Source organism: Chryseobacterium ureilyticum, assembly GCF_900156735.1.
Classification (GTDB): domain Bacteria; phylum Bacteroidota; class Bacteroidia; order Flavobacteriales; family Weeksellaceae; genus Chryseobacterium; species Chryseobacterium ureilyticum.
In genome coordinates this window covers 536347-551405 of record NZ_FTOL01000003.1, presented here as the reverse complement: position 1 = coordinate 551405, position 15059 = coordinate 536347, and the positions used below count along the sequence as shown (strand labels likewise).

Sequence of the window (15059 nt, the reverse complement as noted above, 5' to 3'; positions counted from 1 at the left end):
ATTTTGGTTGCAAATATAAAATTTATATTCACAAATGCCAATCTGATATTAGAAAGGTGCATTAGGCTGAGTAAAACTTCTGTCCTTATACTTCAGTGCATCACTTAAGATATTGGCTTTGATACCAATAAAGAAGTCATATACTTTGTACTGCCCAAACGGAACCCAGTTAAAATTGATTGTAAAACTTCGCTGATCTCTTGAGAAACCAATCCTTGTATATGCAAGTTCTTTAGTCACCAGGTCATAATGCGTACTTCCGTTGATATTCCAGTAAGGAGTAAGCTTAATACTTCCGTCAAGACCTATTGATGCAATTTTGCTTCCAAACCTGTTTAATCCTTTTGAATAAGCATAGTTTGCGTTTACATTTAATGTCCATGACTGATCAAAATGAGCATAATTATCATCATCAAAATAATAATTTTCATTCCTTACTTCTCCTTTTGAAGAGTATTTTTTAGCATAATCTGTCTTTTCTCCAAAGATCTCGCTGCTTAACGGATATGAAAGCTGAACATTGAATCCTTGTACACTGAAATGCCCGAACTGCTCTGTTCTGATCCCTGAAGTTTCTCCCGGGTTAAAGGCAATTTTATAAGGTTCAAGGGTAAGACTCGTATTTACTGTAAGCTTGCTATTAAAGAAAGATGACTGCCCATTAATACTGAACAAAGACCAAGGGTGATCTTTAGCAGCAAAGTTATATCCTCCTGTAATATTTAAGGATTCAAAAATCTTCACCTTCTTCACTCCGGTAGAATCGCTCTTAGATTTCACCTTCATTTCAATATTGTTTCCGATACTGAAGTTTAATGCTCCAACAGGTCCTATTGAAGGGCTTCCTACAATCCCTTTTTCGAAAATTGAATAAGGAGTAATCGCTCCGTTTGCATTGTAGTAGTTTCTGTAATACCCAAAACCTGGGCTTGAGAAATCCGGAGAATAGCTGAATCCAAGACTTGGAGTTACCATATGCCTAACCGCTTCTACTATTGATCCTTTTTTAAATTTCATCATACCATACAATGTTGTCTGAAGACTTGCAGTGGTAGTAAAAGTAGAAAAACCTGTAAAATTTTTATTGATTTCGTCTACGGTAACATTTTTCACAGGATCATAATATCTGTTCAATGTTTTTGTAGTTAAAGCATTATCAATATTCGCACTTAAACTGAAAGTAAAATATTTTGCCAATGTAGTATTTGTAGCCAGGGAGATATTATTTTTAAGCCCTGTCTGCATTTTGTCCCACATTTCTTTTTTGAACAATTCGTTCTCTTGAGTATTTACAAAATTGGTAAGGTTGAAACCTGTATTTACTGTAATATTTTCAATTAGACCTTGTCTTACCCCTGTTTTTGATTTAAACAGATAAAATTGATTAATAGCAACATTCATTTGTGGCAAACGAAGGTCTGCAAATCCAGTAGCAAAATTCTGAGAATATGAAGCGGTACCTGTAATCGTTACCGGAAGCTTTAAAAATCTCTTGGTAAGGGTTACTGTTGAGTTTTGCTGAGTATTCAGAACGTTTTGGTTGAAAATATAATTGTTGTTAAGCGGATTGTTATAGAACTTTGTACTTACAACATCTACCGAAGCGCTGAATGTAAGGAAAGGGTTTGCTTTAGAATCCTGAGAATGACTCCAGTTGATTCTATATGTGCTGTTTCTGCTGTAGTCATCCAATCCTTTAATTCCTCTTACCATTGTTCCGATATCAGCATTGAAAGTTCCTGAATAACGGTACTTTTTCTGATAATTCATTTGCGGACGTACATTCCAGCTTCCTTTTGTATAAATATCCGCAAGAACTTTAAGATCGAAGTGCTCTCCTATCGGCTGGTAATATCCAATTCCATTAAGGAAGAAACCTACATCTTCTCTTTCTCCAAAACTTGGTATAAGAATCCCGGCTGCCCTTTTATCTGAGAATGGCAAAATAGCAAACGGAAGATATAAAGGCGTAGGAACCTTTTCTATATACATTTGAATAGGACCGGTAACAATCTGAGATTTCTTTTTGGTTTTAATAAGCTTGATATAATAAGCTCTCATAAAGTAATCGGCAGCAGTATCTTTTTTCTTAATAAAATAATCATCGGTCGTATAATCTGCGTTTCTCATTGCGAAAACCGTATCATTATACTTCTTAGTTTTTTGGGCGATGATTACCCCCTCACTTTCTTCTGTTCTTGCATTGAAAGCGATTGCCTGTTTTGTCTTTGTATTATAACTAAACTCGTTGGTTTCGTACTTTTTCCCTGCCTGAGTAGTGATTACAGGCTCTATAATCTTTCCTAAAGAATCTTGTTTACCACGAGCATAGATCAGATTTTTATTATCATCAATCGAAATATAATCTGCATCAATCTGCATATCCTGGTATTTTACCTGAGCGTTCTTGTTCAGGAACGTCATTTTCTTGGGGATATCTCTTCGCTGATCATCTGCTTTAGTGCGGAGTACGTCATCTAAAGTTTCTTTTTTTGCGACTATGGTATCCTTTTTGGAAATAGTATCATTAACCACATTTTTAGGCAATTTTTCGGGCGTTTTCTGTGCTAAAAAATTGTTAAAAATTAGGATAATTAAAATTTGTAATATATTTTTGAGGACGGTTTTGGTCAATTTTATGCTATATAATTAAGGCCCAAAATTAATATAATTTTTATAACTGTAAGATGCACAAACAAAATTTTAAAATAATTTTATCATTTCTCCTTATTCTAATCAGTAACTTTTTTTTCTCTCAAAAGAAGTTTACAATCGTTCTGGATGCAGGACACGGAGGAAGTGATCATGGAGCTAACAGGTCTTATTCGGACATTGGAAGAGTAGCAGAAAAAGATGTTACACTGGCAATTACGCTAAAAGTAGGCGCCATGCTAGAAAAAAACAGAGACTTTAAGGTAATCTATACCCGAAAGATTGATGAATACCCATCTCTATCTGACAGAACAAACCTTGCCAACAGAAGTAAAGCGGATCTTTTTGTATCTATCCACTGTAATTCCTCAGCGAGACCTACCGCTTATGGTACGGAAACTTACGTACAGGGACCGAATCAAAATAATGAAAACCTTGAGGTGGCAAAAAGAGAAAACGATGTAATCTTTTTGGATGAAAAAGATAAGCAGACCTTCGGTTCTTACAACCCAGACTCTCCTGAATCTTTGATTGCATTGAAACTTCAACAAAGTAAATATCTTGAATCAAGTCTTCTTTTAGGAGGATTAGTAGAAGGCAACTTTGTTAATAAAGACAAAAGATTTTCAAGAGGTGTTTTCCAGAAGAACCTTCACGTTCTTCGTATGAATGCCATGCCTTCAGTATTGATTGAAACTGGATTCATTAACCATCCGGAAGAAAGTCACTATATAGCATCCGAAAAAGGACAGAATGAAATTTCTGAAAGTATTTATAATGCTATCATCGATTATAAAAAAGCGATTGACAGAAAATCTGGAGGGTCTATTGCTATCAAAAAGCAGGAACCTGAAAAGCCTGCCGAAGTACCTCTGAAAAATGATTTCAGAATACTACTGATGAGTTCTCCTACCAAATACAATGAAAATGACCCAGCTTTAAAAGGGCTTAGCTATATTCTTACCATTAAGGAAAACGGACAATACAAGTATTATTACGCTGTAACGAATATGGCTTCTGTAAAGGATATCAACCTTAAATCTGCCAAGGATGCAGGCTTCAGAAATGCTTTTGCTGTAGGATTTATGCCTAATCAGAAAATAAGCATGGGATATTATACCATTGAGGTTTATACGGGTGAAAAACTTAATGGAAACTCTTACATTCTTCAGAACCTTAAAGATGTAGAAAGAGAGAAGGATAGCGGCGTTTTCTATTATACTTACGGAAAGGTATATACTTTGGAAGATGCTGTGAAATTACAGAAAGAAGTTGAAGCCAAAGGAATTAAGAATACCGTGATTCAAAAAGTTTACAAATAACTAAAAAATAATTTTGAGGTTCCAAAAGGTTTTTCTACTTTTGCTACCTCAAAAATTTGGCCTATTCGTCTAGTGGTCAGGACTCAAGATTTTCATTCTTGCAACAGGGGTTCGATTCCCCTATAGGCTACAAAAAAGGAGAAATGACAATGATCATTTCTCCTTTTTTTATTTTAAAACTATAGGCTAATCTGAAAGATATTATTCTGGTGATTTGATGCTTTTCCTATTAAAACCAAATTTCTTAGTAAAAATAACCCATCGGCTACTTTTTAACCACAGTCCATTTTATGGATTACGAGGCTCATTTCTCTCTTATTATGGCTCAGTATAAAACATTGAATGACTATTTTCTTGTTCTTTCACTGGATATTTTCATTAAATTGTAAGATCATCACTGAAAATATTGGAATTATAGCACATTGGTAATGAGCCATTTATTTTCTAACACTATAAAAACACCATTACTTTTCTTTCAAAAAAGCATTCTATTTACGTTATATCTCACAAAAGCATTATATTTGCAAAAATTTTTTAATAAATTTAACCATAATTGGTCAACAAATATGGTGACACTGATGAAAAATATTATTGATAACCCACAGTCTGTAGGAGACTACAGATTATCAAATTTTATATCATGCCGGATTTAAAAATACAAGAAGCGAAATTGCTTTTTAAGAAAATCCACTCTAACCCAAAAAGTTATGATTTACAAATCAATGAAGAAGGGATTACAGGCAAGGATGATAAAATAAGTTTCAGGCTTTACAGGACCGGAGAAAGGGTTGCTTTTGAAGTAACAATAGATGGACTTACTTTCACCAATACTACTGGAGAATGGAATAACGCACTGATCATGTTGGGAAATACGATCAAAAAAATAGAAAAAGAACAAGAAAATTTAAAAATAGAACAAGCAATAGATAAGCTTAGAAAGTACCTTTCAGAAGAAAATTAAATTTTTTAAAAATAAATTTGGTAGTTTCAAAAAAAGTTTATAGTTTTGCACTCACATTTGAACGATATGGCAAATCATAAATCAGCACTAAAGAGAATCAGACAGAACGAAACTAGAAGACTTCGTAATAGATATTATCACAAGACTGCTAGAACAGCATTGAAAGCCTTAAGAAATGAGGAAAACAAAGCTGCTGCAACAGAGCAACTGCCAAAAGTTATCGCTTTATTGGATAAATTAGCTAAGAAAAATATTATCCACAAGAACAAAGCGGCTAACTTGAAAAGCAAATTGACAAAACACGTTAATAAATTAGCGTAATAAGTATAGCGGCCCGTTCGTCTATCGGTTAGGACCTCAGATTTTCATTCTGGTAAGAGGGGTTCGATTCCCCTACGGGCTACTTAATTTTTAAAAACCACTTGTTTTTATAGTGGTTTTTAAAAACAAAGTAGAAAGCTATTACTTCATAATCTAACCGGCCCGTTCGTCTATCGGTTAGGACCTCAGATTTTCATTCTGGTAAGAGGGGTTCGATTCCCCTACGGGCTACAATAAGAGTTGATACTTATAAAAACAAAAGCTAACACATTATTTCGGTAATGGAAGATAGAGGGCCCGTTCGTCTATCGGTTAGGACCTCAGATTTTCATTCTGGTAAGAGGGGTTCGATTCCCCTACGGGCTACCAAAAAGGACTTTTTCGAAAGTCCTTTTTTTTGTATATATACCTCTCCTATTTATCTAATAATCACTTCTACATTCACAAGAGCCTGCATCAATACTATAGCTCTTTTAATCCTAATATTTTAGAGCACATCTTCAAAAGTTAATCTAAGAAAACCTTTTAAAAGGGCATTCTCAATATCTCATTATATAGTAATATTAAATTTCATGTAAAAATCACCATAAATGGAAATATTATTTTTCCCTTTTCCTTTTAATGCTTAAATTTGAATAAAACTATTCATTTAAAAATAAATAACATGAAATTTAATTTACTTTTGGGAAATCGCTCCTCTTTTAAAGCTTCATTGATGGCTTTATTTTTATTTTCAGCAGGTACAATGTCATTCGCACAGAACAGAATCTATGCTCACGCTCAAAGTTCAGGCGTATTTGGAGTAGCATGTTTAGGATGTCGTGTAGAGAATCCTCAGAATGCGATTGGAAACAATCAAGATGATTATTCTACTATGGTGCTAGGGACTGCATTATTAGGTGGTATCCAACAAACATTGACATTTCCAGATCTTAGATCAAATACAAGATTAGTAGTAGGCATCGGAACAGATAATATTCCACTATCTGTACAATTATTAAGTGGCGTAACTCTTGAAACAATGAATGGTGGAACATCCAATGAAGACAGAAGAACAATTGATGTAAGTTTATTAAAGCTTGGAGCAACTCCAAACAGAGGTACTGTAGAATTCAAACCAGAAAAACCTTATGATGGAATAAGAATCGGTTTAACAGGAGGTGTATTAAGTCTTGGCGGAGGGTTTAGAATCTACTACGCTTATCAGGATCCATTGATCAATATTACAGCTCATAGCCAAGGAGGACAAGTAACCCTTGATGCAAATATTCCTTTGGAAGGTGCTGAAATAGCATTAACCAATATTTCAGGAAAAGAAGTCTTCCGTTCTACATTAAGATCAAAAACGTTTGAGTCTAATCAAACTGAAGGTGTTTATTTTATAACGGTTCAAACTAAAGACGGTAAAACCTATTCTAAAAAAATTATCATCAAATAATTTAACAAAATTAAACGGTAATCTCATCTGGAGGTTACCGTTTTTTTATGTTTAATAGCAAGAACAACAATTATTTCATTTCATTCAAACAAAAGCAAAATTTTAATTTTATTTAAATGAAATATTAATAAATCACAAAAAAAAGAAATAAATTCACTAACATAATCATTTTATATGTAAATTTACAAAAACTAAAATCTTAAAATATCAACATATGAAAACCAATTTATTTGTGAGACTAGGGGCAGCAAAAGCCGCTATGTCAGCCCTATTTTTGTTCTTAATGAGCTCTATGTCTTCTGCACAGATCACCAAGTATTATGCAAATGCTCAAACCAGTCAGGTATATGGTGTTTGTATAGGTTGTGGAGTGGTAAATCCTCTTAACGCAATTGGACCTAACGAAAATGATTACTCTGTATTACAAGTATCCGTTGGGTTACTGGCACGTACTGAACAAACATTAATTTTCCCAAACAGTACTTATACCAACAAGCTAGTTATTGGTATTGGCTCTAATGGAACTCCGTTAAATGCTCAGGTATTAGGAGGTGTTTCTATTGAGACTTTCAATGGTGATGTTTCCAATAATGATTATCAAAACTTAACCAACAAGATTCTTAAACTTGGAGATACAGACCCTAGTAAAGGAGAAATTGAACTTACAATGAATATCCCTTATGATCGTATTAAAATTAACGTAAATGCAGGTTTATTGAGTTTGGGTGGTGAACTTAGAGTATATTATGGATACCAATATAGAGATCCATTCATCAGCATGAAAGTTGCTAGTCAAAATGGGCAGGTTACTCTTGATAAGAGTCTTCCGGCAGAAGGTTCTGAAGTAACATTGGTAAATACATCAGGAAAAGAGGTCTTCCGTACGAAACTACAGTCAAATACGTTTGAGACCAATCAACCTCGTGGGGTTTACATTATGACTCTTCAAACGAAAAAAGGAGAAATCTACTCTCAAAAAATTATGATTAAATAAAATATTGCAACCAGAAAAAACGGCAGGCTTTTTAAGCCTGCCGTTTTTGTTTTATATCATCTACAGAAATAGAAATGTTTCTTAAAGTTAAGAAACATTCACTTGAAAAATTCTTTCACGGATTCAAATATCATCACTACAACTTTTCCATTAATATAAAAAAACCTCGTCCAAAAAATTGAACGAGGCAAGAGTGAAACAAAAATTAGCTATGCTAAAATTATTTTTTAATTATTTTTTCCTGATACAAAGCTTTATCAGTTGTAGCTTTTAGAATGTATACTCCTTTTGGCAACGTATTTACATTTACCTGCCCATTACTGAAATGTGCGTTAACCAATTTACCTGAAGCATCATAAATAGATACGCTTATAATTTTTTCAGGTGTTTTGATATAAACAATATCCGTAGCTGGATTTGGATAAATACTGAATTGAAGTTTTTTCACCTCAACTGTGGATAAAGTATTACCAAGACTGTTTACTGTAAGTGTTTTTTCAACAAGTTTTCCATTAGAATTAAATTTGATTACAATATCTGCAGTTCCTGCACTAAGCGGAGTTAAAACTAATTCATCATTTGCATTGATCTCTGCTGAAACTACAGAAGAATTACTGTTTGATTTGATTGATTTTACAATTGCAACATTGAAATTATCCGTATCTGAAACTACTGTTTTCAGGTCAATAGTTGTAATATTTCCAACTGTAGCTTGTGATGGGAATGTATTATTTACTGTTGGAGCTGTATTATCCGGGAATACCGTTAATGCCGGGAACCAGTAATAATCAGTCAATGATCTTGTATTCGTTAACGTTCCGCTAGTATTATATATATGTACCCAGTTCTTGTTATACTGACTGTTAGTCGTATTTACTATAAGCTCTCCAGTTACCGGATTTACTCGTAATGCTGAACCGTAAGGACTTTGCTTATCAACTCCTGCCTGTTGCCCAGGTATTGTAATAAAGCTTTCATTGAATGCTTTGGTAGCCACATCAAATCTTACAACTTCACTACCAATTCCCCATACAGCTCCTGCTTTGAACCAATAAAGAACATTTTCAGTATTACTCGCTGCAAAACTACCTGCAGTCCAAGCTCCCCAAGAACTAAGGTAAGTTGAAGTTGGGATATTGTAAGATTGCGTTGCAAATGTTGCTGCATTAATATTCACAACAGCTTGCTGCTGAATTGCCCAGATACTTCCGTCTTTAGCCTGAACTACTGAATCGAAGTCTCCAGCAACCGTGTGAATTACAGTATCCGTATTTGGATCAATGACTAAAATTCCTACTCCTTGTTTTACGGCATATACATGCTTTGAGGTACGAATCAGATTCCCAATCTGCTCACTGTAAAGATCTGTTCCTTCTGTTCCCGGGATTATATTTCCTATCGTTAGATTATCAATATTAAATACGAAGATCCCATTAGAAGCACCGATATATCCCTTGTGTTCATTCACCCCGACAAATGATCTTCCATCTCCACCGCCAATATCATTGAATGAAGCTAATTTCTCCATAGTCTCTGCATTCGCCACAACAAGTCTTCCTCCAGGAGTATATTGTGTGTCACCAAAATCAGCTTCCTGCTTTGAAACAAAGTAGAATTTGTCTCCATAAATGGTTCCGTACTGAGTAGTTGCTCCGAAAGCATGATTATTGTTTGCACTGCTATATACTCTATACTCAGTGGTTCCGTTGTTGTCTAAAAAGTTTACAGATCCGTTGGTGTGTCCGAACCATTCTTCATTTACGATAAAGAATCCGTTGGTATAATTGTTCAGTCTATTTGCTGACCTTAAATTCATCACACTTGTTAAAGCAGCGGATGGAGCATAAGGAGAAACAGGTGTCAATGTTGAAGAAATTGGAACTGTACTAAATGATGGATTAAAGTTCCATACATCCCATGATCCGTTTTGTAATACACGGGAAGATGCTCCTACTCCTGAATATCCAAAATTAGCATTTGCAGGGTTTTTAATCCAGTAAGACCAATATCCTTTAGTTGCCCAACCAGATTGCCAGTGATCATTAGTATCTATCGCAGTATAACCATCAAAATTATATGCTGTTGTATTAACGATTCCGTTTACAGGAAGAAGCGGAGCAGATGTATTTCCATTATAATATAGACCTGGCAAATTCTGTCCGTCAAGGTCAAAACCGAAGCCTCCTACAGCTGTTCCCTGTGGCGTTCCCTGATAAAGTAAAGTAAAAAGTCTTTGATCTTCTTTAGCAATTGCTTTGATCATATCTGTTCCTGTTGCCGTTCCATTCCATCTGAAACCCCAAACTAGAGCATCAGGATTTTTACTGTCATTCCACTGTACCACAAAAGCAGCTTCATTGGTACCGGTTCCTACCCAATACTTGATATCAGAAAAACTGATTGATGGAGCAGCTGCTGCTCTAAGCTGGCTTTGCGCCGTCCCAGGAATATCATTCCTCAGAACACCCTGTACCTGAATCTGTGCATTCGTAAAAAATGCAAACAGAAAAAGCAGGGTCAAAAGATAAAACTTTTTCATTTTTATTAATTTATAGTTGAATTATTGATTTTTATTTAAAATGTAAATCATATGCTCCTGAAACTTCTGTAGAAACCTCTCCCAGCCTTCCAGCTTCCTGATTGATTCCTGTATATACTTTTACAAAATCGATCCCCGGAAGCTTTACGTATTTACCACTTTGGTCAACAGCCCAGGAAATATCAATATTGGATGCCTCATCTTGATTGGGAGCATTATCTGCATATCCATACTCATATGATTTCCCTACCCAATACGATCCATTACCACTTTGATCATAAAAATTATTTTTAAGCCTTGTTCCTGTAAAAGCATAAGAAGGACCAGGGATCCAAAGAGGGTAATAACTCTGTAAATGGAAGACATTCTTTGTTTTGAAACCACTGTTTCCTTGGTTATCCTGCCATTTGATATATTCCACATCTATATTCCACCCCAGATTTCCTGGGACAGGTGTTTTATTTTCATCCGGTTTGAAATAAGTGATGCTGTAATTCCTTATTGTTGTATTTTTAAAATATTCACTTCCTGCTATTTCATACCATTCATTATCATCTGGTTTTCCGTTTTTATTTCGATCATAGGCAACCATGATAATTCCCGGCTCACAAGATCCTGAACGGGGATCAGTAGCTGCGTTTCCAAAGAATGCATTCCCAAGGATTTTAAAATCTCTTCCTTCCTTATTTGGAATGGTATGATCAAAGCCAAAAACAACGTAACCTCCGAAACCACCAAGAGTTATATCTGAAGTAGTAGGACCAACTAGTGCTTTTTTTACTTTGGCAAGTATATCATTAGCTGTATGTCCCGGTTCATATTCAGGAATTTCGTTCATAAACTGTCCTACAGCCGGACGGAAATCCAATACATCAGAAATATATTTACTCATTGTACCGGCTTCTTTTGTTACTTTAATTTTAGAATGAAATACTTCTCCTGTACTTCCGATCTTTAAGGTTAAAGGATAAGTAGCTACCTTGGTACTGATAAATTCCAATTCAGAATTCTGAGAAATAATAGAGTCATTAATGCTCCAGGTAATGTTATTGGGAATATTCGTAGGAATACTCAATACTCTGAAACGCTCAATCGTATAAGCCGAATCCAATCCTTTGAAAGGCTCTGTCACAATAGGATCTGTAGGCGTATTCACCTCATCATCGTCATGTTTACAAGAGGCTATCATTCCTGCAAAAAGAAGAGATAAAAGCCCGGTTATAACATAATTAACAGTTTTTTTATTCATGTTTCTCAGTTTTACTATTTATATAAGAAAGCGAAGTGAGCCGGGATATTTCCGCCTTCGGTTTTCCATTTAAACTTTCCGTTTTTATCGAAGCAATACACAAATCCCATGGACACATAATTTCGGGCATCTGTAATGTAAATATCTTCTGTGATTGGGTTTACAGCGATTCCGTAAGGTGTTTTGATGATAGATTCATACTCGGAATCAATAATTTTATTTGAAATCACCTGCTCGGTCTTTACGTCAATGATTCCAAATGTTTTTTTGTAGGTATGGGTATTGTAATTGAATTCGTTTCCATAGAAATAAAGCTTGTCATTCACGATTGTCATTTCATTGACAGCCATATGGAAGTTTTTCTTGATGGTTCCTGTAGCAGCATCAATTAAGTATAAATTGGAAGGAACGTCATAATAGTCTCCTCTTGATGTCACATAAAGATCTCCGTAATTATCTTTTTTAAGACGGTGAAGATTGATCGCTACATCAATTTTCTTTATTTCTGTAAAAGTATTCAGGTCTATCACTGAAATCGTTTTGTCATAATTCGGAACCATATAGCCTCCTGAATTTGCCACAAAAAGCTGGTTGCCCACAATTTCTATCTCTTCAGGCTGATATCCCACTGTTGCTTCACGTTGCACAGAAAGAGATACGGTATCAATTTCCACTACTTTTCCTTTGGGTGCATTGGGATTGATATCTACAGGTCCTACATAACTACTTGCATAAGCTTTCCCTCCTTTGAATGTTAAATATCTGCAGTTCTGAAGAGGAATAGATTTAATACGTTTTGCTGTTTTAGCATCCAGCACTTCTATTTTATTGGAAACATTAACCACGATGTACAGTTTGCTTCCATAGATTTTAATATCATTTCCTACATCTCCCAATTCTTTTATAACTTCAGGGTTGATCTCGGCGTAGATATTTCGATAGTAAGTTCCTTTTGTGTAATCAAAGAAGTCGAGTGTACATTTATTGCTTCCCATATTACCTTCATTAAGGACGTAGAATCCTTTGATCGCTGTATTTTCAACAGGAGCAAGACCGTCTACCACTTCTATTGGAATGATCGTGTCATCTGTACGACAGGCTGTAAAACATAGCAATGCAAAAAATAAAAAGTATAAGTTCAGCTTTCTCATAATGTAAAATTTAAAGAGAGTTTAAAGTTTCTTCCCGGCATAGGATAGTTGAGTACAACATCATAATTTTGGTTAAAAACATTATTCATTTCAAGATTGACCTTAAACGGATGCCCGTCAAGATTAAATTTCTTCTGAACAGAAAGGTCATGCGTATACCAAGGCTGAATAAAATTGGCTCTGATATTATCCAGCTGTCCGTCGTAGCGCTTCCCTACATAGATTGTACTATAGTTGAAACTCCAGTCTTTGTAATCTGCCATCAGGGTAAATGAACCGGTATGCCATGGTGTATAAGGAATCTGCTTATTATAAAATGTATCGCCATCATCAATTCCCGATCCTTTATTAGTCTTGTCTACTGCACTTTGATAGGTGTAAGACAATAATGGTTTCAATTTCACCTGCCCAAGCATTACCTCAGCCTGAACATTCACATCAGCTCCAATAATTTCAACTCTTCCAAGATTCAGCATCGTCCAACGGAACAAATTGAGTTGAGGCATTGCAACGATCTTATCTTTTACCCTGTTATAATATCCGTCAACCTTTATATAAAAAGCCTTCATGATAGCATTATCATATTTTTTCTGATAGGTAAATCCCAGATCATACTGATAGGTAAATTCGGGTTTCAGATAAGAACTCCCGATATTGGTATAGTACAAATCATTAAAAGTAGGCAGCCTGAAAATCTGTTTATGAAAAGCCCTGATGGTAAGCTCCGGAATCGCAGCAGGCTGGTAGCTCATAAAGAAGGCTGGTGTCCACTCTCTTCTGTCGTCAGGTCTTAGATTACGCTCTACTTCTTCAAAAGTAAAAGTACCTAAAAGGCTTCCTAAGAATTTGAATCTATTCCACTGATACGTTGTAGCCAATGCCACAAGTGTTGTATATCGGGTAGGAAAAGAAAAGTTTTTTAAGTCGGCATCCATATTATTATACTGGAAATCTCCGCTCAAACTAATATCCCAATTGGAATTGACAGAATATATATTGGAAGAAGAAAGGTAAACCTCTCTTTGGATATAGGTATTTTGTGCAGGATAAACAGCTTGTGATAATACGGTATCATTAAAATAAGTATAATCATAAGCAAATTTTGCCTTCAGCTGGGTTTCAAATTTAGGGAAGAGCTTTTTTCTGAGATTTGCCTGTACAAAATAATTTTCATCCCTCATTCTGGCTCCCCTGGCATCAAAACGGTTGTTCACAATAGGTGCGGGAATCCCCCGATCTGAAATAAAACCATAACCGCGCACATTCCAGTTTCCGTTATTTAAAATTCCATTGAGGGATGTTTCAAAACGTTTTGTTTTAATATCGGAATCATACCTTTTGGCAATCGTATCATAAGCAGTCTGCCCATTAGAGTATTTTTTTCCGTAACGATACTTATAAACCCCGTCACTCTGTAGAAATTCAGAACTGAAACTGCTGGATATTTTCTCGGAAATCTTTTGCTCAAGACGGAAAGATGGATTAAACAGATCAATAGAGGCACTTTTCGCCCTTATGATAAGATTCGTTTTTCTTGTTCCTTTAAATACAGGAGTTTTGGGCTGCATATAAATAGATCCTGAGGACCCGAAATCTTTTGCAGGCTGAAAGATTTCGCTTTTCTGCCCGTTATATAATGATATTTCTTCAATATCATCCAGAGAGTATCGCCCTAAATCTACCACTCCATTCTGAGCATTTCCTAATTGAATCCCATCATAGAAAACTCCAACGTGCTGGCTTCCCATACTTCGGATATTAACGGTCTTCAAACCACCCATTCCTCCGTAATCTTTAATCTGAACACCGGAAAAATAACGGAGTGCATCTGCAACAGAGTGGCTGTTCAGTCTTTCAAGCTCTTCACCTTGCAGAACCTGAGCAGGAATGATTTCTCTAAAATTCTTTTTATAAATATTGACAGTCTTAATAGCTTCTTCCTTAATACTGTCTTTTTTTCTGGATTGGGAAAACAGAAATTGTGATGTTAACACACATAATGTGAAAACAACTTTATGAAGTTGAGATGTAGTCAGTTTTGCCACCATTAGCTCATTTAGGGATAATGATGACGCTAATGGATGTAAGAAAGCAACGACAAAGCACAGCATTCACTGCACAGAATCATTGATGTCCTAAGCTTTATTCCACGAAAGCGTCAAACGTTTAATTGTCTGGCAGGTCTTCTGACTTACTCCATTTTTGAAATCCTTCCCATTAAAAAAACAGTGGATATAATCTTCAAAATCTTTGGTGCGGAGCTTACAGCAGCGGGTCTGTTCCGGATTCTCACCGGATTCCCTTTTAAGAGCTTTTTATGGCTCACCAAATTTCGGCAAAGATAGGCAATTATTAATATAATGCCACAAATAACAAAATGATTTACAATATTATAAAAGAATGGATCAGAATAGTGACTGTTGATATAGAAA

General features: G+C 35.3%; 10 protein-coding genes, 4 tRNA genes and 1 riboswitch. Of the genes, 9 read left to right on the top strand and 5 right to left on the bottom strand.

The window, feature by feature from the left end:
• Window positions 1-48: 48 nt before the first annotated feature.
• Complete coding sequence (locus BW983_RS12220) at window positions 49-2634, bottom strand: putative LPS assembly protein LptD (RefSeq protein ID WP_076552208.1); 2586 nt, start codon at window positions 2632-2634, stop codon at window positions 49-51.
• 53 nt (window positions 2635-2687) lie between these two features.
• Between BW983_RS12220 and BW983_RS12215 the strand changes: the two genes are divergently transcribed.
• From BW983_RS12215 to BW983_RS12175, 9 genes are all read left to right on the top strand, one after another.
• Complete coding sequence (locus BW983_RS12215) at window positions 2688-3974, top strand: N-acetylmuramoyl-L-alanine amidase family protein (protein WP_076552207.1); 1287 nt, start codon at window positions 2688-2690, stop codon at window positions 3972-3974.
• Between the two features lie 58 nt (window positions 3975-4032).
• A tRNA-Glu gene (locus tag BW983_RS12210) sits at window positions 4033-4104 on the top strand.
• A 510-nt stretch (window positions 4105-4614) separates the two neighbouring features.
• On the top strand, window positions 4615-4935 hold the full coding sequence (locus BW983_RS12205; RefSeq protein WP_045491242.1) for a hypothetical protein: 321 nt from the start codon (window positions 4615-4617) through the stop codon (window positions 4933-4935).
• Window positions 4936-5001: 66 nt separating this feature from the next.
• Window positions 5002-5256, top strand: a complete 255-nt coding sequence (gene rpsT / locus BW983_RS12200) for a 30S ribosomal protein S20 (protein ID WP_002983073.1) — start codon at window positions 5002-5004, stop codon at window positions 5254-5256.
• Window positions 5257-5266: 10 nt separating this feature from the next.
• Window positions 5267-5338: transfer RNA gene (locus tag BW983_RS12195), tRNA-Glu, on the top strand.
• Between the two features lie 77 nt (window positions 5339-5415).
• Window positions 5416-5487 (top strand) — tRNA-Glu (locus tag BW983_RS12190).
• Window positions 5488-5550: 63 nt separating this feature from the next.
• Window positions 5551-5625 (top strand) — tRNA-Glu (locus BW983_RS12185).
• A 295-nt stretch (window positions 5626-5920) separates the two neighbouring features.
• On the top strand, window positions 5921-6694 hold the full coding sequence (locus tag BW983_RS12180) for a T9SS type A sorting domain-containing protein (protein WP_076552206.1): 774 nt from the start codon (window positions 5921-5923) through the stop codon (window positions 6692-6694).
• 214 nt (window positions 6695-6908) lie between these two features.
• On the top strand, window positions 6909-7688 hold the full coding sequence (locus BW983_RS12175; RefSeq protein WP_076552205.1) for a T9SS type A sorting domain-containing protein: 780 nt from the start codon (window positions 6909-6911) through the stop codon (window positions 7686-7688).
• A 220-nt stretch (window positions 7689-7908) separates the two neighbouring features.
• Here the strand turns inward: BW983_RS12175 and BW983_RS12170 are convergent, their stop codons facing one another.
• From BW983_RS12170 to BW983_RS12155, 4 genes are read right to left on the bottom strand one after another with little or no spacing between them, the layout of a single operon-like run.
• Window positions 7909-10227, bottom strand: coding sequence for a DUF5074 domain-containing protein (locus BW983_RS12170; protein WP_076552204.1), 2319 nt, complete (start codon window positions 10225-10227; stop codon window positions 7909-7911).
• A gap of 31 nt (window positions 10228-10258) precedes the next feature.
• Window positions 10259-11476, bottom strand: coding sequence for a cell surface protein (locus BW983_RS12165; RefSeq protein WP_076552203.1), 1218 nt, complete (start codon window positions 11474-11476; stop codon window positions 10259-10261).
• Between the two features lie 14 nt (window positions 11477-11490).
• Window positions 11491-12627 carry a YncE family protein gene (locus BW983_RS12160; RefSeq protein WP_076552202.1) on the bottom strand — a complete coding sequence of 379 codons (1137 nt, stop codon included), beginning with the start codon at window positions 12625-12627 and terminating at the stop codon, window positions 11491-11493.
• Window positions 12624-14675 (bottom strand): TonB-dependent receptor plug domain-containing protein, encoded by a 2052-nt coding sequence (locus BW983_RS12155; RefSeq protein WP_076552201.1) that lies wholly within the window; start codon window positions 14673-14675, stop codon window positions 12624-12626. The genes BW983_RS12160 and BW983_RS12155 overlap by 4 nt, the downstream gene beginning before the upstream one ends.
• 111 nt (window positions 14676-14786) lie before the next feature.
• Window positions 14787-14972: riboswitch (cobalamin riboswitch) on the bottom strand.
• Window positions 14973-15059 lie beyond the last annotated feature (87 nt).

Bases quoted from the DNA above. Each gene is read 5' to 3' on its own strand.
- BW983_RS12215 (WP_076552207.1), top strand. From the start codon at position 2,688: ATGCACAAACAAAATTTTAAAATAATTTTATCATTTCTCCTTATTCTA.
- BW983_RS12205 (WP_045491242.1), top strand. From the start codon at position 4,615: ATGCCGGATTTAAAAATACAAGAAGCGAAATTGCTTTTTAAGAAAATC.
- rpsT (WP_002983073.1), top strand. From the start codon at position 5,002: ATGGCAAATCATAAATCAGCACTAAAGAGAATCAGACAGAACGAAACT.
- BW983_RS12180 (WP_076552206.1), top strand. From the start codon at position 5,921: ATGAAATTTAATTTACTTTTGGGAAATCGCTCCTCTTTTAAAGCTTCA.
- BW983_RS12175 (WP_076552205.1), top strand. From the start codon at position 6,909: ATGAAAACCAATTTATTTGTGAGACTAGGGGCAGCAAAAGCCGCTATG.
- BW983_RS12170 (WP_076552204.1), bottom strand. From the start codon at position 10,227: ATGAAAAAGTTTTATCTTTTGACCCTGCTTTTTCTGTTTGCATTTTTT.
- BW983_RS12165 (WP_076552203.1), bottom strand. From the start codon at position 11,476: ATGAATAAAAAAACTGTTAATTATGTTATAACCGGGCTTTTATCTCTT.
- BW983_RS12160 (WP_076552202.1), bottom strand. From the start codon at position 12,627: ATGAGAAAGCTGAACTTATACTTTTTATTTTTTGCATTGCTATGTTTT.
- BW983_RS12155 (WP_076552201.1), bottom strand. From the start codon at position 14,675: ATGGTGGCAAAACTGACTACATCTCAACTTCATAAAGTTGTTTTCACA.